Source organism: Pedobacter sp. GW822-FHT03F06, from assembly GCF_058801365.1.
Genome location: NZ_JBXANE010000004.1, coordinates 389,572 through 412,599 on the forward strand (window position 1 = coordinate 389,572; position 23,028 = coordinate 412,599).

The 23,028-nt window shown below is 39.3% G+C and carries 9 protein-coding genes; 1 reads left to right on the plus strand and 8 read right to left on the minus strand.

Going from position 1 to position 23,028, the window contains the following annotated elements; genetic code table 11:
- Positions 1-8: 8 nt before the first annotated feature.
- Positions 9-2,915, minus strand: coding sequence for a SusC/RagA family TonB-linked outer membrane protein (locus tag AC1RJ8_RS09385; protein WP_492953341.1), 2,907 nt, complete (start codon positions 2,913-2,915; stop codon positions 9-11).
- A gap of 721 nt (positions 2,916-3,636) precedes the next feature.
- On the opposite strand from AC1RJ8_RS09385, the gene AC1RJ8_RS09390 reads away from it, so the two are divergent.
- The gene (locus AC1RJ8_RS09390) at positions 3,637-7,623 is read left to right on the plus strand and encodes a hybrid sensor histidine kinase/response regulator transcription factor (RefSeq protein WP_492953340.1); all 3,987 of its coding nucleotides are present in this window, start codon (positions 3,637-3,639) and stop codon (positions 7,621-7,623) included.
- A gap of 350 nt (positions 7,624-7,973) precedes the next feature.
- On the opposite strand, the gene AC1RJ8_RS09395 is transcribed toward AC1RJ8_RS09390, so the two are convergent.
- From AC1RJ8_RS09395 to AC1RJ8_RS09425, 7 genes are all read right to left on the minus strand, one after another.
- Positions 7,974-10,184: an alpha-galactosidase gene (locus AC1RJ8_RS09395; protein ID WP_492953339.1), complete on the minus strand. Its 2,211-nt coding sequence runs from the start codon at positions 10,182-10,184 to the stop codon at positions 7,974-7,976.
- Positions 10,185-10,236: 52 nt separating this feature from the next.
- Positions 10,237-12,072: an alpha-galactosidase gene (locus AC1RJ8_RS09400; protein ID WP_492953338.1), complete on the minus strand. Its 1,836-nt coding sequence runs from the start codon at positions 12,070-12,072 to the stop codon at positions 10,237-10,239.
- Positions 12,073-12,286: 214 nt separating this feature from the next.
- Entirely contained in the window at positions 12,287-14,620 is a 2,334-nt protein-coding gene (locus AC1RJ8_RS09405; RefSeq protein WP_492953337.1) for a glycoside hydrolase family 95 protein, read from the minus strand.
- A gap of 153 nt (positions 14,621-14,773) precedes the next feature.
- On the minus strand, positions 14,774-15,994 hold the full coding sequence (locus tag AC1RJ8_RS09410) for a DUF4998 domain-containing protein (protein WP_492953336.1): 1,221 nt from the start codon (positions 15,992-15,994) through the stop codon (positions 14,774-14,776).
- Positions 15,995-16,021: 27 nt separating this feature from the next.
- On the minus strand, positions 16,022-17,260 hold the full coding sequence (locus AC1RJ8_RS09415) for a DUF5000 domain-containing lipoprotein (protein ID WP_492953335.1): 1,239 nt from the start codon (positions 17,258-17,260) through the stop codon (positions 16,022-16,024).
- Between the two features lie 99 nt (positions 17,261-17,359).
- A complete protein-coding gene (locus AC1RJ8_RS09420) occupies positions 17,360-19,291 on the minus strand; it encodes a RagB/SusD family nutrient uptake outer membrane protein (protein ID WP_492953334.1) in 1,932 nt (643 codons plus the stop codon).
- Positions 19,291-22,542, minus strand: coding sequence for a SusC/RagA family TonB-linked outer membrane protein (locus tag AC1RJ8_RS09425; protein WP_492953333.1), 3,252 nt, complete (start codon positions 22,540-22,542; stop codon positions 19,291-19,293). Before AC1RJ8_RS09425 ends, AC1RJ8_RS09420 begins: the two co-directional genes overlap by 1 nt.
- Positions 22,543-23,028: the final 486 nt, after the last annotated feature.

The following is a 23,028-nucleotide window of genomic DNA, read 5'->3' on the forward strand; positions in this document are numbered from 1 at the left end:
ATCAAGATTTAAAACTGAAGGTTAACACCAAAATTGAATATCCGCTGATTGGGTACATTTCCGATCAGCACTTCCGGATCTACCCCATCTAAGGTTGTAGCGGTTAACAGGTTAAGACCATTGGCAAATACCCTCACATTGGTAAAGCCGATTGACTTGATCAGGTGGCCAGGTAAACTATAACCTATTTCTACATTTCTTAATCTTAAATAATCGCCGTTTTTAACCCAGAAAGAAGAAACCCGGCTATTATTTGGGTTATTGCCTACACTTAAACGTGGATATTCTGCCTGCGAAGCGGTAGCAGGTGTCCATCTTAACAAGCTGCTTTCTAAGGCTTGTCCATATCCGCCGGCTGCACCGGTTGATGCAAAATTGATAAAGTTGAAATACACATTCCTATTTGCTGTACCATTTAAGGTGAATGAAAAGTCTAATCCTTTATAATTGATTCCACCTGTTACACCATAAAAGAAAATAGGTTTGGTACTGCCGATCGCGGTCATATCATAAGTGTTGATGATGCCATCGTTATTTAAATCTTTATATTTTAAATCGCCCGGAACCGGGAGGTAGCCGTCAACCTTAGGTCCGTTGTTAATTTCTGCAGTGTTGTTATAAAAACCATCAGCCACATATCCAAAAGTTTGTCCTACAGGTTGTCCGGTTCTGTATTCGTAAGCATTTTTTCTAAAAGGTTCATCATTAAAAATTACTTTGCTTGCACTCCACGAGCCGTTGGCAGAAATAAAATATTTGAAGTTGTTGATCTGATTTTGATATCCAAGCGCCAGCTCAACACCCGAATATTCGTTTTTACCCATATTTTCAGGCGGCAAAACAGCTCCAATTACAGCACTTGCATTCGTTCTCCTGGTTTGTAACAGATCGTAATAACTGTTCTTATAATAATCGGCTGTTAACCATAGTTTATCTTTTAACATCGAAACATCTAAGCCGATATTAAATTTCTTTGCTTTCTCCCAGGTAATATTTGGGTTAGCCAGCGGTCCTTCATCTTTTGTACTTGAAGTGGTTAGCGGATTTCTGCTATAAAATGTATCGCCATTATCAAAGTTTTGCAGGTATTGGAAATACCCGGCGGCGGCATTTGTAGCGGTTAAACCGTAAGATGTTCTCAGTTTTAATGAATTAACTGTGTTTTTTAAATTGGCAAAAAAACTTTCGTTGGCGATGTTCCAGCCTAAACCAACTGATGGAAAGAAGCCCCACTGATCTCCCGCTTTATAGCGGTCATAGCCCATGTACGAAGTGGCCAGTTCCAACAAATACTTATTATCGTAATCGTAATTAAATCTTCCGCCCAGTGATTGATTAACCTGCGATAAGGCGCCACCTAAAACGTAACTATCCCGTATAAATAACAACTGCGCTTTAAAAGTATTTTTATCGATTGTTTTATCATATCCCAGATCGAAACGGGAAAATATCTGCTGGTTTAGGTCTGTTGGAGAAGAACTATTCGATTGCGTACCATCGCCACCTATTGTTTTATAGCTCGTTTGGTTTGTAACAGGGTTTACTACCGGCGAATACACCGCAAAAGATTTACTTCTGTTAATGTTTTCGTTATAGTAGGAATTGAAAGATATTGCGCCACTAGCATACAAACCAGGCAAAAAAGTATCGAGCTTTTGCATTAACGATACATCTGCCCCTAAATTTCTATTGACCGATGGCCTGTATCCCGATTTTATCGACATACCATACAGGTTATTTTGAAACTCGGTGTTTCCCCCCAGCGAACCATTTTCGTTAAATTTCGGATAGGCATTATTAGGCGTAGTTAACAATGTACTGTAAATACTGGCTATTGTAGATCCGGGTTGATTGCTGTTTCTTATTCTTCCAAACAAGCTTAAACTGAGCGTAGTACTCTTTGTTAAATCAACATCTATATTACTTCTGAAAGAATACCGCTTGAAACTATTATTCGTTTCATAAGTATTGATAGAAGGATCGGTAACTAAAAAACCACTCTGGCTCAGGTAATCGAGGTCTACAAAATACCTTACCTTGTTGCTTCCACCTCTTAAGTTCAGGTTTTGTCTGCTCACAGGTGCTGTAGCCTTTAAAATTTCATCGGTCCAGTTTACATTGGGGTGCGTAAAAGGATTTGTACCATTTTTATACTTATCTAAATCGGCTGTTGCATAAATGGCTTGCCGCCCGTCGTTTACCAGCGCCTCATTAAATAAGGTGGCATAATTGAATGCATCCAGAAATTTAGGCCGTTCAATTTGCTGCTGAATACCGTACTGACTGGTGAAGGTAATTTGCTTAGGCATATTTGCACCACGTTTGGTCGTGATCAGTAACATCCCGTCAGCGGCCTTCATGCCATATAGTGCGGTTCCCAGTGCATCTTTTATTACTGAAATGCTTTCTATCTGTTCAGGATCGATACTGAGATACGAGCGTGGTACACCATCAATTACAACCAATGGCGTTCTTCCCCTTAGCGATATAGCAGGTTCGTCAGAACCCAACTGGAAATTATTTTGAACCACGTACAAACCTGGCAGTTTCCCGTACAACATTAAACCAACCTGTGGCGTAGGAAAACTCTTTAGCTCTTCTCCACTTACAGTAGCTGAAGATTGAATTCTTTTTACATTTTTCTGCGTTCCAAATAAAACCGGAACATTATGGTCTGGCAAAGTTACGGCTACAGAATTCCTGAGTTTGTTTCTCAAAGAATCTCTCAAATTCGATAATGAATCGTTGGGAATTTGTTTACTATTTTTTTTGGCCGACGATGGCACCTGAAATTTCTTGCTTTTTAAAGAATTGGTAAGGTTTGGGAATGCCAAAACATCAACACTGTTTGCCAAGAATAACAGCACCCCAAACAGCGTCATCCGCTTTATAATCGAAGTATAAGTTCCGTTCATTTAAAATAATTTATTTTGTTTATAATTTTAGTTATGCAGAAAGCGACTACTTTCCATGCTGCGCGAAAATTTTAATCATTCCGCATACTGATAGCCAGCATGATTACTGCATACTGCATTATTTGCGAGCATTTACTCACATTTATTCTATTGATATAATGGATTGGGTTTATGCCTTAAGCATAGACATTAGAAGTTTTGATTCGTTTTCAGCAAATAGTAAACGGAAAAGCGGGTATATGCAAAACGACATATTGCCCCATTGGTTAGGGATAAATTTCATTGTTTGGTTATCTTTTTGATTAGTTGATTTGGATTAGTCAATTTAAAGTCGTGAATAGACTATAGTTTAGTTTGTGCGGTTAGCCTTTCTTCATATCCTCTGGTTTGGTCAGTTTATTTAATCAATAGTCTCTGTGCCACTGGTTATTGCGGCCTGGTTAGCTCAATTTTCTTAAACCAAAACTGGCGCATTATTCCTTAAAAAAGGTCGAAAATTGTAAATGAAAGGGTAGAAAAACTGTAATCCTTTAGTATTTTAATAAGTTCGCGTTATATTTAAAGGAAATACATCAAAGGCTATTCTTCTATAGCGATAAGATGGCCAAAAAACTAGCTTAATTTTATGAATCTGCGTTTAAACGCTTTATGGTTTTTCTCAATGCTTTTTATCTGCACCGCTTTGTGTGCCCAGAAGCCTATTGTTTTTAACCACCTTAGGATGGAAAATGGCCTGTCGCAAAATTCGGTGATGGCCATTGCGCAAGACAAAGACCAGTTTATTTGGATGGGTACCCAGCACGGACTAAACCGCTATGATGGCTACCGTTTTAAAATTTACAGCAACAGCTCAGATAATCAAAATAGCATTTCGAACAATGTAATTTCGGCCCTACTGAGCGATACCAAAGGAAGGTTGTGGGTGGGAACAGAAAACGGGCTGAATATTTACAACGAAAAAACCGACCATTTTTATCGCATCAACAAACGGAGCTCAGCAAATTCCTTTAGCTGCGATTCGGTAGAATGTGTTTATGAAGATCCTCAAAAAAACATCTGGATTGGAACATACAATGGGCTAAATTTGGTGATAGACGCTGAAAAGCAGATTTTCAAGAAATTTCTTTTTGACAAGCCCAATCGTAAATCTGCACTCAACTGGATTTTTTCGATTTTTAAAGATGAAAAACAAAACCTTTGGGTAGGTACTTATAATGGTTTAGTGCGTATTTACCAGGTAAAAGGCAAATATCGTTTCGAAATTTTCAGACATAATCCCAATAACAGTAACAGCATCAGTTCTAATGCTGTAAAAAGTATTGTAATCGATAAACAAAAGCGGCTATGGTTAGGCACGTATAATGGTTTAAATCTATTCGATTACGAACATAAAACCTTTAAACGCTTCCAAACCAGTTCTACAGATCAAAATTCTATTATTAATAACGACATTAGAAAACTAACCTGCGACAAAGCGGGCAACATCTGGATCGGTACACAGGAAGGATTAAGTATCCTCGATCCTGTTAACCAAAAATTCAACAATTACCGTTACGATCCTGAACAGAACAGCGGCTTAAGCCAAAACTCCATCCATAGTATTTTTGAGGATTTAAACGGTTCGATGTATGTTGGTACCTTTTATAAAGGTGTAAACGTAGTCTATCCATCTGCTACACCATTTACCGTATTCCGGAATTCGAAAAAACATCAGGGCTTGAGCAGCAACATTGTAAGTGCCATAACCGAAGATCGATACCATAACCTGTGGGTGGGCACCGAAGGCGGCGGCTTAAATTATGTAAACAGGAGCAACAACACTTTTACCTACTATAAATCGGAACCAAATAACAGCAATGGACTCAATTCGAACCTAATTAAAACGCTCTGTCTTGATAAAACAGGTCAATTATTGGTGGGTACACATCGCGGGGGGTTATACTTATTTAACCCCTCAGGCCATAATTTCAAAAAAATAATTAATGTTAAAGATGTAAAAAACAACCTGGGTGGCGCTGAAATAATTGCAATAACTGAAGATAGCGATGGTACTGTTTGGGTAGGTTCCAAAGATGGATTATCGACATTAAAAAAAACAAATGGACAGTATGCTTCTAAAACAGTTAAAAGCCCATTAGAGCAGTACCTAAGGAACAACTATATCCAGGTTATATTTGAAGATAAGGCTAAAAATCTGTGGATTGGAACCAAGGCCGGATTATATGCTTACCACCCAGCCACTAAAAGAATTACAGCCTATTATCATGATCAGAAAAAGAACAGTGCAGGCAGTTTAAATTCAGATTATATTAATTGCATTATCCAAATACGAAATGGAAATATTTGTGTTGGAACTTCTTTTGGAGGTTTGAGCATTTTCGATAATAAAAGCAGAAAATTCAAGAACTACAGCGAAAAGGACGGCCTGCCAAATGGTAATGTATTGGGAATAATTGAAGATGAGGAAAATAACTTGTGGATCAGTACAGATAAAGGACTATCTAAATTGGTTTCTAAAACTGGGAAATTCATTAATTACACTAAAAGCGACGGGCTCGCAGGCAACGATTTTAATATCCGGTCGTTTTTAAAAGATAGTCGTGGCGAGTTGTTTTTTGGCGGTTACGATGGTTTAACAGCCTTTTATCCTAGTCAGATTGATATTAATACGAATGTCGCACCAATTACCTTGACTGAACTCAAACTGTTCGATCAAACCGTAGCAGTAAATGCGCCAGATGGATTGTTAAAGGAAGATATCAAAAGCACCAAACAAATTACGTTTAAACACGATAACAACAATTTCAGCCTCGGTTTTGCCTTATTAAATTACATTAAACCAGAAAAAAACAGTTACCGTTATATCCTTAAAGGCCATAGTAAAAATTGGGTAAAAACCGATGTACCCAGTGTTACCTATACCGATCTTCCTGCTGGCAATTATACCTTTATGGTTACAGGAAGCAATAATGATGGCAATCCTGGTGGCAAAGCTGCAACCCTTAAAATAACGGTGCTTCCACCCTTTTGGGCTACCTGGTGGGCCTATCTTATTTATTTGGCTTTCTTTTCGGGCTTACTGTTTTTAATTGTACGTTATCTTTTTGTACGTGCGCTGCTTAAACGTACGGAAGACATTCAGAAAATGAAACTGAATTTCTTTACCTATGTAGCCCACGAAATCAGAACGCCACTTACCTTAATTCTTGGCCCCTTAGAAAATCTTTCCAAACAATATCAAACCGATACCGAGTTAAATCGGCAGATTATTCCGATAAAAAATAATGCAAATAGGCTAATGCGGCTTATTACCGAATTAATGGATTTCAGGAAAGCTGAAACCGGGCACCTTACCCTACATGTTACAGAAGATAATATTGTCGATTTTATTAAAGAGATTTTCATCTCCTTCGCTCATCTCGCCCAAACAAATGGTATACAGTACGAGTTTGTACACGAGCAGGAAAACATCAGTCTGTTTTTTGATAAAAGGCAGCTCGAAAAAGTATTGTTCAACCTGTTATCTAATGCCTTTAAATTCTGCAATAAAGGTGGCAAAATCTCTGTTTCTCTATTGGAAATGGAGAATGAAGTAGTGATTAGCATTTCAGATAATGGATTGGGCATACCTGCCGAAAGTTTAAAGAATCTTTTCGGCGATTATTTCCAGGTAGATGAGCAACATTCAAATCAAATCGGTTCGGGAATAGGTTTAGCACTTTCTAAAGCAATTGTAGAGGAACATAAAGGGCATATTGCTGTAGAAAGCACACCTGCTGAAAATGGTGAACGTGGTTTCACCAATTTCACGGTAAGGTTAAAGAAAGGAAAATCGCATTTTAAAACGGCTCTTTTTGATGGCGTAAAAGATTACCCAAGCCATCCCGATATATACACGCAACAAGCAGAGCAAGGGGTAGCAATTTTAAAATCTGAAAAAGAAACTGATATTTCTACCGAAACCATATTGGTGGTGGAAGACAATAGCGAAATCAGGCTACTAATTACCTCACTGGTTGGTAAACATTACCAGGTTGCCGAAAGTGAAAATGGATTAATGGGTTGGGAAACAGCTGTAGAAACGCTACCAGATCTGATTATCTGTGACATTATGATGCCGGTAATGGATGGTATAGAGCTTTGCCGCAGACTTAAGGAAGATGAACGTACCAGCCATATCCCCGTTATTATCCTTACAGCCCGCTCTTCTCATATCCACCAGGTTAGTGGCTTAGAAACAGGCGCCGATGCCTATATTACCAAACCTTTTAGTCCTGAACTGCTTTTACTGAATGTTCGTAATTTACTGATGTCTAGACAGGTAATGCGTCAAAAATTCCTGAAACACATTCATTTACAGCCGAAAGAACTCACCATCAATGCCATTGATGAAGCTTTTATGCTAAAACTCTTAAAATACATTGATGAACATATTACTGATGAAGATTTTGGGGTTTCTGAACTGGCTTCGATGGTTGGGATGAGCAGGCCTGTTTTGTATAAAAAAATCAGAAACCTAACCAATCTCTCCGTAAATGACTTTGTTAAATCGATCCGTTTAAAGAAAGCGATGGAGCTGTTTAAACAAAATAGGTTTACCATTTATGAGGTGGCCTACCAGGTTGGCTTTAACGATCCAAAATATTTTAGCAGGGAGTTTAAAAAACAGTTCGGAAAAAGTCCGCGTGCTTTTTATGAACGGAAGTGAAGAAGAGGATTAATGGTAAAGAGTCTTTAGTCGATAGTCTGTAGTCCAAAGTCAATCAATCAATCAATCAATCAATCAATCAATGAGTTACTTATAGTCTCATTTGTCATCCTGAGCGGAGTCGAAGGATCTATATAGGGGGTTAAAATTTTAAAATTGTTTGGCAGACCCAAAACATGGAATGGGCTTTAAGATTCACGCCCGCGCGGGAATGACGATCGTATTTATTTATGCTCCAACTCAGTGCCCTCTGTGGTCTGCTCTCTGTGGGCGCTGTGGTAAAAAAAATGGAGAAACCATTAATTAGATTTCTCCATTTCCCTACGCTTCAGTCAAAATGACGAACCTTATTACTTCAGTTCTTCTAATTTTAACACCACACTGGTCCTCGTGGTATTAACATTAGGGTTAAAGCCCACTTTCATCAGGAAATCGCCAGTATAAGTTTTAGTAGCATCAATCGATGATTTTGTACCTGGATAAAGGTTGATTTCTTTAATCTGGTACTTTTTCGCTGCATCTAAACCATTCAGTTTAATCGGATATTTACTGTTTTCGCCATAACGGTAGTTTACCAGGTAATTAAAAATAACAGCTTCAGTTTTTTCCGCATTTACATATAACACCGATGCGATGCTGCTGCTACGTGGGTTGGCTAAACGGTATTGTTCGCCTTGCCAGATCGTTTGTTTTACATCATTATAGTTTTTAATGGCCTCCTGGCAGAACTGAAGCTCTTTTTCAGGTAATTTACTCACTACAATATCGAAACCCAATTTACCCATCATGGCTACATCGGTACGGAATTTTATTGGCTGTTTTCCCCAATCGGTTACATGGTTGGAACTGCTGATGGCCGGATAAAAATAAGAGTATTCCCATTGCATAAATATGCGCTCTAATGGGTCGGTATTATCACTAGGCCAAAACTCTGTAAAATACTGTAAGGCAGCATAATCTACCCTACCACCTCCACCAGAGCATAACATCATCGGCACCGTTGGATATTTAGCACGGATTCTTTGCAATACACTATACAATCCCCTTACATAATCGATGTAAAAATGAGATTGATTTTTTAAATGCGCGGAGTATGCATTGTAAATTACCGCATTACAATCCCATTTAATGTAAGCCAGTTTCGGGTTTTTAGTAAACAGGCCATCCACCACACCGAAAACAAAGTCCTGCACTTTTGGATTGCTCAAGTCGAGTTCTAATTGGTTCCTGAAATAATATTCAGGTCTGTTAGGCTGTTTCACCACCCAATCAGGATGTTTTTCATAAAGTTCACTTTTAGGGTTAACCATTTCGGGTTCTATCCAAATTCCAAATCTGGTTCCTACATTATCGGCCTCTTTTACCAGAGAAGCTATTCCGTTTGGCAATTTCTTCTTATTCTCCTGCCAGTCGCCAAGCCCGGCATGGTCATCGTTACGGGGATATTTATTCCCGAACCAACCATCATCGAGTAAAAAGAAATCGACACCCAGTTTTTTGGTATCTTTTAACAAATCGGCCAGCTTTTGTTCATTAAAATCAAAATAAGTGGCCTCCCAGTTATTTAAAAGGGTTAACCTGCTGCCTTTTCCATCTAATATCTTATAGTTACGTGCCCAATCTTGCAATTTTCTGCTGGCATCACCTTTTCCCTGATCGGAAAAAGTGTATAAAAAAGCAGGGGTTGTAAAAACTTCACCAGCTTTTAAGCTATAGGGAGAGGCATAATTGTTCATTCCGGCAATAATGCGGAGGTTATCCTGGTAATCCAATTCAAGATCGATCTTAAAATTACCGCTCCATTCCATGGCTCCATACAAAACATTGCCTTCATTTTCTTCAGCAGGCTTATCTAACGAAATCATAAAAACAGAAGGCTGAAACAAATTTGCCCTGGTGCCCAATTTGCTATCTAAAGTTTTAATGCCATGGGTAATTTCACTTTGTTCTGGCTGCATTTCTTTAGCCCAATCGCCATGGTACTGGTTTAACCAAAAATGCGGCGATTTTAAGTGCAGATTGGCTGAGGCATATTTATGCAGCACCACTGTCCCCTTTTCGTTATGTTTAATCTCTGTCCACTGTTCTATTACATCTTGTTTATAAAAAGACTTATAAAACATGGTGACTTCGAAATTGTAAACTGGGTCTTTCAATCTGATTTTAAGTAGACTCACATTATCATCAATAGCCGTTATGGTATGATCTACGTATTTCAGATCGAGCGAGTTATTGCCATCGGCATGGGTAACACTAATGGCTGGTTCTACCAGGTTTCTTGATCCTGAAGGTGTATAAACGGAACTTAACTGCCCGGTGTAATCCTCAGTTTGTTTGTATTGCCCAGCAACCTGCGCATATTCTTGTTTATTACTGAGTTTCTTTCCAAAAAAAATGGTGTTAACATCTTTCTTTACATCAGCCTGTAATACCAATGCATTATGCGCGGTTTCAATAGGGATAATGGTTTGGGCCTTAATATTGCCAACGGTAAAAAGCGAAATGGTAATGACCAATGCTCCGTGCTTGATGTAATATGCAATTTGATCTGACTTGTTCATTTGTGTTTTCAATGTTAATCCGGTAATGTTTATAGGTAGTAGTTGATTTATTTTATTGTTTAAGTATGATTTTGAAGATAATGGCATCTTTTGCGCCCACACTTAAAGCTTGGTTATTTTTGAAGTTTTCAGTTTTTTGAGTGATCAAATTTTGACAGCTGTACACTTCATCCATATTTAAACCGATTCTCGAAAAGTCAAGCGTAAAAGGCTTTACTTCATCGCTATAATTAAATAACGCGAGATATTTCACGTTACCAACCTGTTTTACAAAAAGTTGTGATGCCGATTTCCCCCTATTCCCTTCTACCGGAAGAAATGCCTTTCCATCTTTTAATACGTTTAGGATTTCTGCATTGTTCAATAAACGCTTTGCCGTACTGTTCCATTTGCCTTGCAGTGAAAAATCATCGCCGGTAATGCAGGTTCCCGTAACCATTGCTGATAAAAACCTGGCTGTATTTTCCTGGTCAGATTGATCGGAGAATACCACGTGATCGGCATCAATATAGTCGTAAAGATAAGTTTGCCACCAGCCGTTGCTTACACTATTTAAAGTATATTCGGTATCTTTTATCGATTTGAAGGCATCGCAGGCTATTCTGCGCATGTGTATGTATCGTCCAGAAGCTAAACTTGGTGATATGGCTGCGTAAACCAACATTTTATTATCCAACTGTTTTAATAAAAATTCCATGCCTGCTTTGTAGGCCTGCATTCCTGTAGTAACCTTAGGATCGTAAAAATGATTAGATTCTATTGCAGCGTGACCTAAAAAGTCGATTTTAATCATTTCAAAACCGCATGCTTTAAACTTTTCAATAACCGCAGCCATACGTTGCTGGGTACCCGGATGTGTTGGATCGAGCGCCCTTGCACCATCTATATCGTGGTAGCCTGATCCGATTTTGGTCCACATCTCGCCAAATGTATAATCGCTTCCTTCCGCCTTGCGGTTACCGCCACCAGCAAATCCCCAATCTACAAAGGGTGCCCAGTAGATGCCCGGTTTTAATCCTTTCAATTTAGCATAATCGGCAAATGCTTTTAGTTTAGAATAATCGCCCGTTAGGCCGCCTTTCAGCAGGTTATCCCAATAAGAATCGAGATCGATATATGCTACACCATCACTTCTAAAGGCTTTTAGGCTATCAGCAAAAAAATCGACAACCTGATTGGCTTTTTCGAGTGTTATTTTCTCTTGCATTACGCCCCAACTGTTCCATCCTACTGGAGTTCCGGCTTTCCATTTTAAAATAATAGGTGGTTCTGCTATCCGGTTGGCTCGTGCATAGGTTTCCATACCCGATCGCCAATCGGCAAATGCACCGAAAAACACTTTTGACGAGCTGATCGTATTTCCTTTTAAATAACCATGTTCAATTTTATCGCGGGTAATACTTTCTTCAGTATAACCACAAATGGCCTGAATACCTATTTTTTTCCCGCTATCCATAGCTGTAATAATTCCGGTTTTCCAGTTGCTGTGTTCTATAGATCCGATTACAAAACCTTTTCTGGATTGATCGTGATACAAAGCCGTAACCTCCGCGCTCGGATTGCTTGTGTTCGCCTTTAGCGGAACAGCATTGTAAGAAATAAAGGTATCGTTATCAAAAGGTACAAATAAGCTGGTAGGCACGCCTGAAGTCTCCTGATCGATCAAGTCCCCATTTAAAGGCACCATATGGTTGATGGATAAATTAACGCCCTGTAAAGCAAGACTGATCATAAAATAATCCTTACCTGTATAGGTACAAAAAACCTGTTGCATAGTTGGTAAACCATGCTGCTTTAACAAGAAAACATGTTTAAAACCCTTCCCAAAACCATCTTTAATAGCTGTTTTGGTGTAGCTGATCTGCGAGTAATCCTTCGAACTAAGCATCCTTTTCTGGTATACTGCTTGCGAAAAACCATTTAATAATAGTTGCGCAGCGCTATTTGACACCTGAAAAGTGCCGGTTTTAAGGTTGTAGTCTATTTTTCCTGCCCGACCATAATTGATTATGATTGCAGATGCAGACCGCGCAGAAAATAACAGGACCAGGAAAATCAAGAATAACTTATGCCTGGATAATAATTTAAAAACCATGTATTTCTTAGCGTTTGGTCGACATTATTTCGGTTAATTTTCCATTCATTTTTAGCTTTACCTTTTGAGGCGTGGGCGAAGTAATGCTGTAATATGTAATCTTGCCATCTCTCCACTTCATATCAACGGTAAAATTACCTCTTGCTTTTAATCCTTTAATTTCGCCAAAAGCTTTCCAGGCATCAGGAAGAGCAGGGAGCAGCTCGATAAAACCATCGTGACTTTGGATCAGCATTTCGGCAATAGCGGCCGATGCGCCAAAATTACCATCAATCTGAAAGGGCGGTCCTGCTGATAACATATTTGGATAAACACCTCCACCGGCTCCATAGTTAATATCGGTTCTCAATGTAGGTTTTAAAATTTCTCTAAACAGTTTAAAAGCCCTGTTTCCATCCTGTAGCCTTGCCCAAAATAATTGTTTGTAGGCAATTGACCAACTTGGTCCATCATCTCCCCTCACTTCAAGCGTTTTCTTTGCCGCCTCGGCCAATGCGGGTGTTGATGTTGGTGTAATTAATCCGGCAGGATAAACCCCATATAAATGCGAGATATGGCGGTGTTGCGGATCGGTTTCTTTATAATCTTCCAGCCATTCCTGTATACGGCCATCTTTACTAATTATACCCACTGGCGGAATAGATTTTAATTTTTCCTGCAGCGAAGCACTAAAGGCGGCGTCAATTTTAAGCAGTTTAGCAGCCGTAATTACATTATTAAAAAGCTCTCTTACAATCTGATTATCGATGGTTGGCCCCATTGAAATGCTTGCTGTTTTTCCGTTTGGCAGGTAGAAAGTATTCTCTGGCGATACCGATGGCGAAGTAACCAGCCAACCTGTTTTTGGATCTTTAACCAAAGCACTTTGGTAAAATGCAGCTGATCCTTTTAAGATCGGATAAATGCTTTTCAAGTATTTTAAATCGCGACTATAGGCAAAATGATCCCATAGATTGCTGCACAACCAGCCCGAACCTGCATTTGATGCACCCCATGAGGCACTTTCGCCAGGTTCGGTAAAGCCCCAAACGTTCGTAATTACGTGGGCAATCCATCCATCGGCATTATAATAGGCTTTCGCCGTTTTTGCACCTGGTCCGGTTAAATTTCTTACCAATTCAGCAAGCGGAAGGTTTAACTCCGAAAGGTTGGCAGGCTCAATAGCCCAATGGTTCATCTGTACGTTTACATCTAAATGGTAATCGCCATTCCAGGGTGTATTGATTTGGTTTGCCCATAAACCCTGAAGATTTGGTGGCAAAAGCCCTACCCTTGTACTGCTGATGCTTAAATAACGACCGAACTGAAAGAACAAAGCGCTTAACGAAACGTCATTTTTATAATCTTTGTAAAAACGTTCTAACCTTACATCTGTTGGCAGTTTGGCTGCTTCGCCTTCTCCTAAATTGATTTTTAACCTGTTGAAGAGTTTACCAAAATTTGAGGTATGGTTTGCCACTTCTAAGCTATAGGCTTTCTTTTTCGCGTTTTGTAAAACTTGTTTTACCCTCGCTTCAAAATCGGCATGTTTAAAATCGGTTTCTGCTGCAACGTAAATAATCAGTTCGGTTGCATTCTTCACTTTAAGAACGTTCCCTTCGCTTGTTACCGTACCATCTTTAAGTTTGGTACTCACACGACTCAGGTATTTCATCCCCTTACCATCAGTGCCATTATCGAGTTGGCCAAACATCAGCAGTTCATTGCCTTCGCTGGCTAAAGTTGCTTTTTCTGGTCTGCTGATGGAAATATTGCAGTTCAGTTTTTTAGGCTGATCGGAGGTGATCCTGATTACATTAACATCATCATCAAAACTGCAGAAATACTCCCTTTTGTATTTTACGCCATTGAGCGCAAATTCGGCTACGGCAACAGCTTTATCTAATGATAAAGATCTTTTATATGCTTGTGCGCTTAGGTCTTTTACACCTGGATAATCAAAATCGAGCTGAAGGTTTCCAAGGGTTTGATATTTACCCCAGTTTGCGCCACCCGATCCCTGCCCTTTGCAAACAAAATCGCGGTTAACCAACTCCTGAGCCTCATCGTTTTTACCTTCCAATATCAGCTGCCTGATTTTGGGCAAACTTTTGTAGGCTTCGTAATTGTTGGCATCTTGTTTTCCGCCACTCCACAAGGTAATGTCGTTCAATACAATATTCTCCCTGGTAATACCGCCGTCTGGTGTCATACCGAGTTTACCATTACCTAAGGGAAGGGTTTCTTCCCAGGTTTTGGCCGGTTTATCGTACCATAATGTTAAAGGTTTCTGCTGGGCAGTGGCATTTTTACCGATAAAAAATGAGCATAGTGTAATAATAATAAGTTGCTTTTTATACATTTTTCATTTGTGTGTTGTTGTACTATATCAATTGGATCCGGTTGTGGGGATCGTCATTTCGAGCGGACCCGATAGCTATCAGGTGCAATAAAGTGGGGAAATCTGCCTAGATAGATCTCTCCATTCCACTGCGCTCCAGTCGAGATGACGACATTACTGTTTATTCCAGAACCTGATTTCGCTCATATTGCTATAATTTCCATCACCAGTGGTTACATGTTTAATCCTGATGCGAATATAACGAATTGGTTTCCCTGCATTATCCAGTTCAGCAGTTATTGCATTTTTGCCATCATCGCTTCTGGTTACATCTTTTAAAAGTATCCATCCTTTACTTATGGCTTCAGCTGGCCAACCATTATTACTGGCCGATAAAGTAGTTGTAGCGTTGGTTAAATCGGCTATTCCCCAAACCTCAAAGCGATCCGGATTATTGCAACAATCTCTTCCGGTTTCTTCTATACGCGATAAATTGGTATATACTTTACCTAAATCGAAAGTAATTACATGTGGCATGCCACTGTTACCTGCACTATGGAAAATATTTGGATAGCCCTGCGGTCCAACGCTTCCATCCCAAAGTTTACTAATGCTGGTACCCGATTCGTAAGTTGGCGCATCACCTGGCAAACGCACTTCGCTAAAAAGCGAGCGATCGCACAGTACGTAAGTGAAAATTTTAGGGAAGGTAGAAAAATCAGTTACCGAAAATACATCCAGCGAGCCTTTCCCCGGAATGTAAGAAGATTTATAGGTAATATCTGTTCCGGCTTTATAATCTGTAAGTGTAATAGCGGTATCAGCCGGTAAAAGCGTTTTATCTACACTCGTACCTGTTGTATTGGTGTACCTGATTACCGTATTTACATTGATGGTATCGGGAGTCTTAAAATTTAGCTGAACTGAGCCATTGCTGTTTATCACGTATGGTGTGCTGGCATTGTAAGGCCTGTTTAATAGGCCAGACTGGTATAATGGCCCAAAAACCCGCACATTTCTTGCCTCTATGGGGATAGATTTATGCCCCTGAGCATCATACGAATAGATGGTAAAAGTGTAGGTATACTCGCTCAAATTCGGAATAACCACTTTTATCGTATCTGTTGGGTTGTGACTGCTGGCCGTAACGACAACCGAATCGGCGTTGTTATTCCAATAAACCACATATTTACTTACACTTGGGTCGGGACTTGGATTCCACCATAATGCAGTTCTTAAATTACCAGGTTTGGTAACTATATTGGCCACACGGCCTGGGTAAATAATCTCCCCATCTTTTAAAAAATCTTTAAAAGCAAGATCATCTTTGGTACAGCTCAGTATTACTGTAACCAACAGCAATAACAAACCGCTAATTTTATATATACTTTTCATGTTCGAAAATTTAACTTCTTATATTAATTATCTTGGGTCGCCATAAAAGGCCATTTCCATGGCATGCGCAAAAGTACCGTTAGACCAAGTGGTGCTTACCGATAAACGGATGTAGCGGACTTTAGGGTTGGTTAGCGGAAAATTGAAACTTACACCTGCTTTTACAAAATCATTATCGGCGGTGGTATGTGCAACGGGCGCTAAGCCAGAAGGCGGATTGGGGTAGTTATAATTGCCCATGTTTATCCAATCGCCTATAACAGTACCAACCGGCGCTGATAATGGGAGTTGTGCATCGCGTGGTACAGCTACATCAGATCCCCAAATGGAGAATACCTTTGGATTTCCGTGTCCGTAAGCAAATTTGTCGCCGCCGTCTGGTCTTTCCCATAAAATAAAACGGCTTAATTTTGCACTGATACCCAAACCAAATGTTGCTATTGCTGGCATTGCCCCACCTGGTGCTGTATGCCATCCGTTCGAGTTACCGTCTGTTTTACCATCCCACAAATAAGGAAGATCCCAGCCATAGGCAATTACCCCATCAGATGGGAGTCTGTACTGAAAAAACTTACCTCTATCCAGCAAGGTCTCAAAAAATGGAGTAACAGTTTTATAGGTCGTATCCGAAATGTTCCCAAAATTATCTGTTACATAATAACCAATCTTTTTAGCAACAGGTGCATAACCCCTAACAGAATAATCGAAAATTTCGGTTTTGCCATAATGCTGATCAATAACATCGGAAGTATTATTATCGCCAACATTTAGCAGAATAATCCCCAGATTGTTTTTCAATGGATTAGTCCCTGTAATTTTTATGCCTCCAAAATCAGCCTCGGCATTAATTGTTGGTTTTAAAAGCAGATATGGTGGCGTATCGGGGTTTACCTTTACCACAACAGGATCTGACTTAACCTCTGCCCTGCTTACCGCGTACAAAGTAACATCGTAACCCTGTTTTTTTGCAAAGCCATCTACCATAATAGAATCAGAATAATAACTCGATTTTGTTTCCCGTGTAGTTACTCCATTTATTTTATACTGCGCCAATACATACAATAGGTTTTTTGAGTTGGGCAAAGAATAGGTAATGTATGCGCCGCCATTAAAATTATCAACTTTAATGTTGGTTACCACTCCAGGCTTGGTCATATCTGAAGAAGCTGGATCGTTATAGGTTTCCATTTTTTTGCAGGCAGCAAAGCTGACTAAAACAGAAACGATAAAGATTAGGTAAATACTATTTTTAATATTTTTCATCATTTTGAATTTATTTTCAACGTTGATGAAGCGATGATGCATGCGAACAACAATTATTGCTTAAACTACACACCATGGTTTCATTTCTTTAAATATTTTAAACTACCAATAAGGGTTTTGAACTAAGTTTGGATTTACAACCAGGTCGTAGCTTTTAATCGGCCATAAATAATCTTTTAAACCAAACACCGGAATAAACTGTGTAGTTGGACGGTAGTAATTAATGGCTTCTGCATTGTTTATACTCCAGCCCTGTATCGGATTATTTAAAACTGCCTGAAGTTCTTTCCATCTTCTTAAATCCCAACCGCTCTGGCCTTCAAAACAAAGCTCAATTCTTCTTTCCTGATGAATGATCTGTCTCAAACCTTCTTTGGTGTTAAATTTATTCGGGTTTTTGGCGAAATTCGTCCACGAGGCCTGTACCCCTTGCAAACCTGCTCTTTGCCTTACTTTATCTACATAAGTAAATACTTCTGCCGTAGGCCCGTTCACTTCATTTAAAGCTTCTGCATATAGTAAATATAAACCTGCCAATCTAATCAACGGCAAGCGGAAGGCTGAAGGCTGGAAACCATCATCATAAACTGATGCGTAGCTTACCAGTTTCTTAGGCCAATAACCTGTTATATTTAACCTGATGTTATCACTTGGTGCTGCAAAGCCGCTACCTCTTGCCGATACGTAATATAAAGGATTGGCTGGATCGTCCTGATTGTTCCTTCCATTTCCAAACCAGATACCTCCGTCAAAAGCAATATCTGCATAGAAACGCGTTTCGCGGGCAAAATGGCCTTTTATGGTTTCGTAACCCTGTTGAATATAATACCTGCTCGCATTATCGCCAACTTTAATGGTATTCCTGCCCGCATAATCCCAGGTTTTATCTTCCGTAATCGGCACACCATTAACCGTGTAAAAAAGTTCTTGTGTACTTATTGGAGCCGAAAAAGTAGAAGGATTGGAAAAATTATTAACGGCAGATTTAGCGGTAAGTCTAGGCGTTGCAAATCCTTGATAATTAAATTCAGGGTTTGATGCCCATATGATTTCGGAATTCAACTCCCATCTTTCTGCAACAGCATTCTGTACATCTAATTCTCTTTTTAACGAATCGGACAATTTGCCAACTGTTGATGGTGAGCTGAAGGTATACAATTTAATCCCCTGTGCTTCAGCGGCAGTAATGGCAACTTTTGCAGCATCAGCAGCTTTTTTCCATTTTTGGGCGTCGTAAGCCGCAGGGAAAAGGCTAACACCATCTTTATCTTTAAAACTCACATAATCAGGATTACCGTTAAAAAGCGGACTTGCTGCTGTAGTTAATACATCGGCCTTTACCGAAAGTGCAATTACACTGGTTACCCGGCCCAATTCAGTTGCCTGACTGGTAATAACAGCGGGCAGATCAGGAATAGCCTCATCTAACAGCGAAACAATATAATCTATTGTCTCGTTTACCGGAGCTCTTTTTATCCTTACCTCATCAGTAGTACTGTTTATGGCTAAATTAGTTTTAATCAGCGGTATTGGGCCATACATTTTAAATAACACATAATGATAGTAGGCTTTTAAAAATTTGGTTTCAGCGGTCCAGCGTTTCTTTTCTGCAGCACCTAAATCAATAGGTTTATCGATATTCTCGAGCATAATGTTACAGATTCTGATGGAGCGCCAAAGGCTATAACTCCCTTCTTCACCATCCCAGGTGTTTAAGCCCGGTTTTGCTGCAGTTTGTGTTCCTCTTAATAAATTAAAACCTGTTCTGTTAAAACCTTGGAAATTATCAAGTGTATTTGAATAAATCAATTCTGAAGAAGTGGTAAAGCTTGGGTTTGAAGCCACATCGTTCATCCGTTGCAGATAGGCATAACACGAGTACAGGTAGTTTTCGGCCTCGTTTCTGTTTCTAAAGGCATAATCGAGCGTACCAATATCATCAGGCGTTACATCAAGATATTTTTTACAGGATACAAAGCTGCAAAGCATTAAAACAATGCAACTGTATTTAAAATATTTTTTTATCGTTTTCATTATAAGGTTACGTTAAGACCAACATTGAATACCTTTTGTATTGGATAGGCAAAACCGTTTCCACCTTGCTCTGGGTCCCACATTTTAAAAGGACTCCAGGTAAGCAGGTTTAGCCCGTTGAAATAAATCCGGCAGGAATTCAGCTTTATTTTAGTAGAAATGCGCTGAGGCAGGGTATATCCAAGTTCTACAGATTTTAGCCGCATTAAGCGTCCGTTTCTCATCCACCAGGTACTGGTTTGTGCATTGTTTTCTAAATCGGCAGCATTAACAGCAAGCCTTGGATAAAGTGCATATAAATTCTGGTTTTCAGGCGACCAGTGGTTATCTGCAAAATCTTTCAATAATTGCGTATTTCCTAAAATATACTGCTGATTACTAGGCACAAAAGGACTCACCCGGGTTGGGTCGATAAAGAAGGTCATCCTATCCTGTCCGGTAAAAAAGGCAGAAAGATCGAACCCCTTGTACGATGAGCTGAAACCGAAACCATATACCACTTCAGGAGATTGAGGGAAACCGATGTAAGCCTTATCAGCATCATCAATTCTACCATCATTATTTAAATCGCGGTACTTAATATCGCCGGCCCGTGGTGCTTTACCATTTGCAGAGAAAATCTGTGTTGGCGAGTTTTGTACTTCTTTATCATCAACAAAAAGGCGCTCGGCAATGTAACCAAAGTTTCGGCTAATCGGCTGCCCTGTGGTGTACCGATAAGACTCGGCCCATTGTGGTTCTTCATAATTAATGTATTTGTTTTTAGCAAAAGTTAAATTAGAGCGTACGGCGAAAGAAAATGCGTTTACATTAAACTTATAATCTAACGATAAATCAACCCCTCTGGATCTGGCTTCACCAACATTTGCCCCTACACTGGCTTCTAAACCAAGTGTACTAGGCAGGTTGGCACGGCCCATATAAATATCGTAGCGATAATTATTATATACCTCGGCAATTAAATTTAAGTTTTTAAAAAGGGTAGCTTCTAATGCTAAATTGGTTTGTTGTGATGTTTCCCAGGTAACATCTTTATTTTCGTAATTGTTTATAAATACTCCACTACGGTTAGAGGCGCCATTAAACCCAAATTGAGCATAATTTCCTCCACCGTTTAAATTCACTTCAGAGATATAGAAGAAACGCTGCGCACCAATGGCATCGTTACCCACAATACCATAACTACCCCTTAATTTTAAGCGGTTAACCACATTGGCGATTCCACCAGTCCAAAATTTTTCGTTAGAAAGCACCCATCCGGCACCAATGGTTGGGAAAAAGCCAAAACGATGGTCTTCTGAAAACCTTTCAGATCCATTATAGCCGAAATTAGATTCTAAAAAGTATCTGCTTTTATACGAATAAGTTAATCGTCCGGCTAAACCTAAATTCCGGTAAGGAAGCGAATTCTGTAAGGAACTGGCATTGCTGTACACCGTTTGTTGCGCAGTACCAATTAAAGTACCACTAACATTATGATTACCAAAAGCTTTATCATAATTTAATGATGCCTGTGCATATAAAAAAGTATTGATATTGGTATTACCTGGATTATACGACAGGTATTCTTGCGCAATATTCGGTGCACCGCCCGTTACAGATGAATTAAGCCAGTTTAAAACATAGGTATTGCTTTGCTTGTCGTAAGAACCTATATTATAATAAAATGGAGAATATGCTCTTTGCGAATCGAAATAAGAGTATCTGTTGGTGCTAAAAATAGATTTAAATGAAAGGCCTTCGGTAAAGAAGTCTAATTTTTGGTTGACTTCAAATTGTGCTGACATACGCGATTCAGACGAATTTTTATGTCCGCGTAACATCGCAGCATAAGGATTATTGTCTAAAATACTGTTTACACCCGCCCCACCTCTATTTCCAAATAAAATATGTTGTGCGTTTTGATTGGCCGCATCGGCAGGGTAAAATGCAGGAAACGAAACCGGACTGGTGTGTACCGCAATATTATATAAATCGGTAGAAAAACCGCCGTCTGTTGCCAAAGGACCATTATATTCGCTAAAATTACCCGATAGGCGCACCACCATTTCGGTTGTTTTACTTAAATCGATGTTAATGTTTGAGCGTAATTGGTAATTACGGAATTTCACATTATTATCGTTGTTATTCCGCTCATCCTGTTTAAGTATACCATTATCTAAATTGTAAGAACCTGCAATGTAATAGCGGGCAACGCCACCACCACCGCTAATACCAATATTAGCCCTTTGTGTGCTGGTCCGTTTTTTAAATAACATATCTAACCAATCTACGGCCGGATAAACGTATTCATTATAACCAGGACTTTTATTTATTGTAGCCTGTGTATTAATAATCTGGTTAGGTGTAAACATCGGATCCATGCCTCTGCCAATAGCAGCTTCGTTAAAAAGCTTCATATACGTAATCGGATCGGCAAGCTGTAAACTCTTTACCGATTGAGAACCAGAGTTTTCTAATCGGAAGCTTATTTTGGCTTTACCTTCTTTACCTGATTTCGTGCTGACTAAAATTACGCCATTTGCACCCCTTGCACCGTATAATGCGGTAGCACTTGCATCTTTCAGGATAGAAAAGCTTTCAATATCATCAACCTGTAAGCGGGCAAGGTCTGAAGCACTAAGCTCTACGTTATCGATTAAAATAAGCGGATCCTGTTTATAACCAAAAGTAGTTACCCCACGGATAAAAAACTGCGAGTTATCCTGCCCTGGCTGCCCACTGCGCTGATAACCAATTACCCCCGCTATCTGACCCGAAAGGGCGTTGGTAAGGTTACTAGACGGTATTTTAAGGTTACCCACTTTTACGGTAGTAACAGAACCTACCAATGCTTCTTTACGTTGTTTCTGCCCTAGCGCGGTAATTACTACCTCTTCTGACAGCATATTTTCTTCAGTTAATTTAATGTTCAGCACATTGGCTGCACCAACTGTTGCCCTTTGCTCCCTGTATCCTACATATGAAAATCTCAGTATTTCTCCAGGTGTTACATCGAGTACAAACTTTCCATTATTATCGGTCTGTGTACCCACATTAACCTTGTTTACAACTGCTACAGTTACCCCAGGCAGCCCTACCCCAAGCGTATCTGTAACCTTACCCGTAATGGTTTTCTTTCCCGTTTGAGAAAAACCTTTATTGGGTATAAAAATCAGGAAGAATACAAGAATCGAACCCGTCAATACCATTGCATTTCTTAACCTGTTGGGCACCGATAAGTGCCCACAAAACAAAAATAATTGCTTCATTTGCTAATTAGCTTTTAAATGAGTGAATTAAAACTATTTAAGATAGATGTAAGTAGACAGCAGTATTAGTGTCCTTTAAGATTTTGTAGATCTGCTGGTCGCCCTTTAGCGATCATGAAAGAAAGAAATTGCTTTCCTGTAAAGTAATTTGTAAAATTTCTCATATTTTTTGGTTATTTGGTTAATGAAAATGTAATCGGGACTGGGAACAATTATTACAAAAGCTCATTTAATTGTTTCGCGTATATGAACGAAATTAAGCGCTTAAAAGCAAGCAAATCACATTTTTGTCCTATCCTATCCTATCCTACTATTTCCGAATACAATTATAAACCAAAAAATTTAATATTCCAACTTTCTAAAAATAAATCGTTTAAGAATAATCAGCAGGATTAAATCAGCACATCAGCGGCTGTCTAAAAATGAATAATAAGTTGTTCTCCTTAATGTTTTGGAAATGACCGGTTCTGTCCTTTTTAGTAGTTT

Excerpts from the sequence above, each read along its gene's own strand:
- AC1RJ8_RS09385 (WP_492953341.1), bottom strand. The coding sequence starts at position 2,915 with ATGAACGGAACTTATACTTCGATTATAAAGCGGATGACGCTGTTTGGG.
- AC1RJ8_RS09390 (WP_492953340.1), top strand. The coding sequence starts at position 3,637 with ATGGAAAATGGCCTGTCGCAAAATTCGGTGATGGCCATTGCGCAAGAC.
- AC1RJ8_RS09395 (WP_492953339.1), bottom strand. The coding sequence starts at position 10,184 with ATGAACAAGTCAGATCAAATTGCATATTACATCAAGCACGGAGCATTG.
- AC1RJ8_RS09400 (WP_492953338.1), bottom strand. The coding sequence starts at position 12,072 with ATGCTTAGTTCGAAGGATTACTCGCAGATCAGCTACACCAAAACAGCT.
- AC1RJ8_RS09405 (WP_492953337.1), bottom strand. The coding sequence starts at position 14,620 with ATGTATAAAAAGCAACTTATTATTATTACACTATGCTCATTTTTTATC.
- AC1RJ8_RS09410 (WP_492953336.1), bottom strand. The coding sequence starts at position 15,994 with ATGAAAAGTATATATAAAATTAGCGGTTTGTTATTGCTGTTGGTTACA.
- AC1RJ8_RS09415 (WP_492953335.1), bottom strand. The coding sequence starts at position 17,260 with ATGATGAAAAATATTAAAAATAGTATTTACCTAATCTTTATCGTTTCT.
- AC1RJ8_RS09420 (WP_492953334.1), bottom strand. The coding sequence starts at position 19,291 with ATGAAAACGATAAAAAAATATTTTAAATACAGTTGCATTGTTTTAATG.
- AC1RJ8_RS09425 (WP_492953333.1), bottom strand. The coding sequence starts at position 22,542 with ATGAAGCAATTATTTTTGTTTTGTGGGCACTTATCGGTGCCCAACAGG.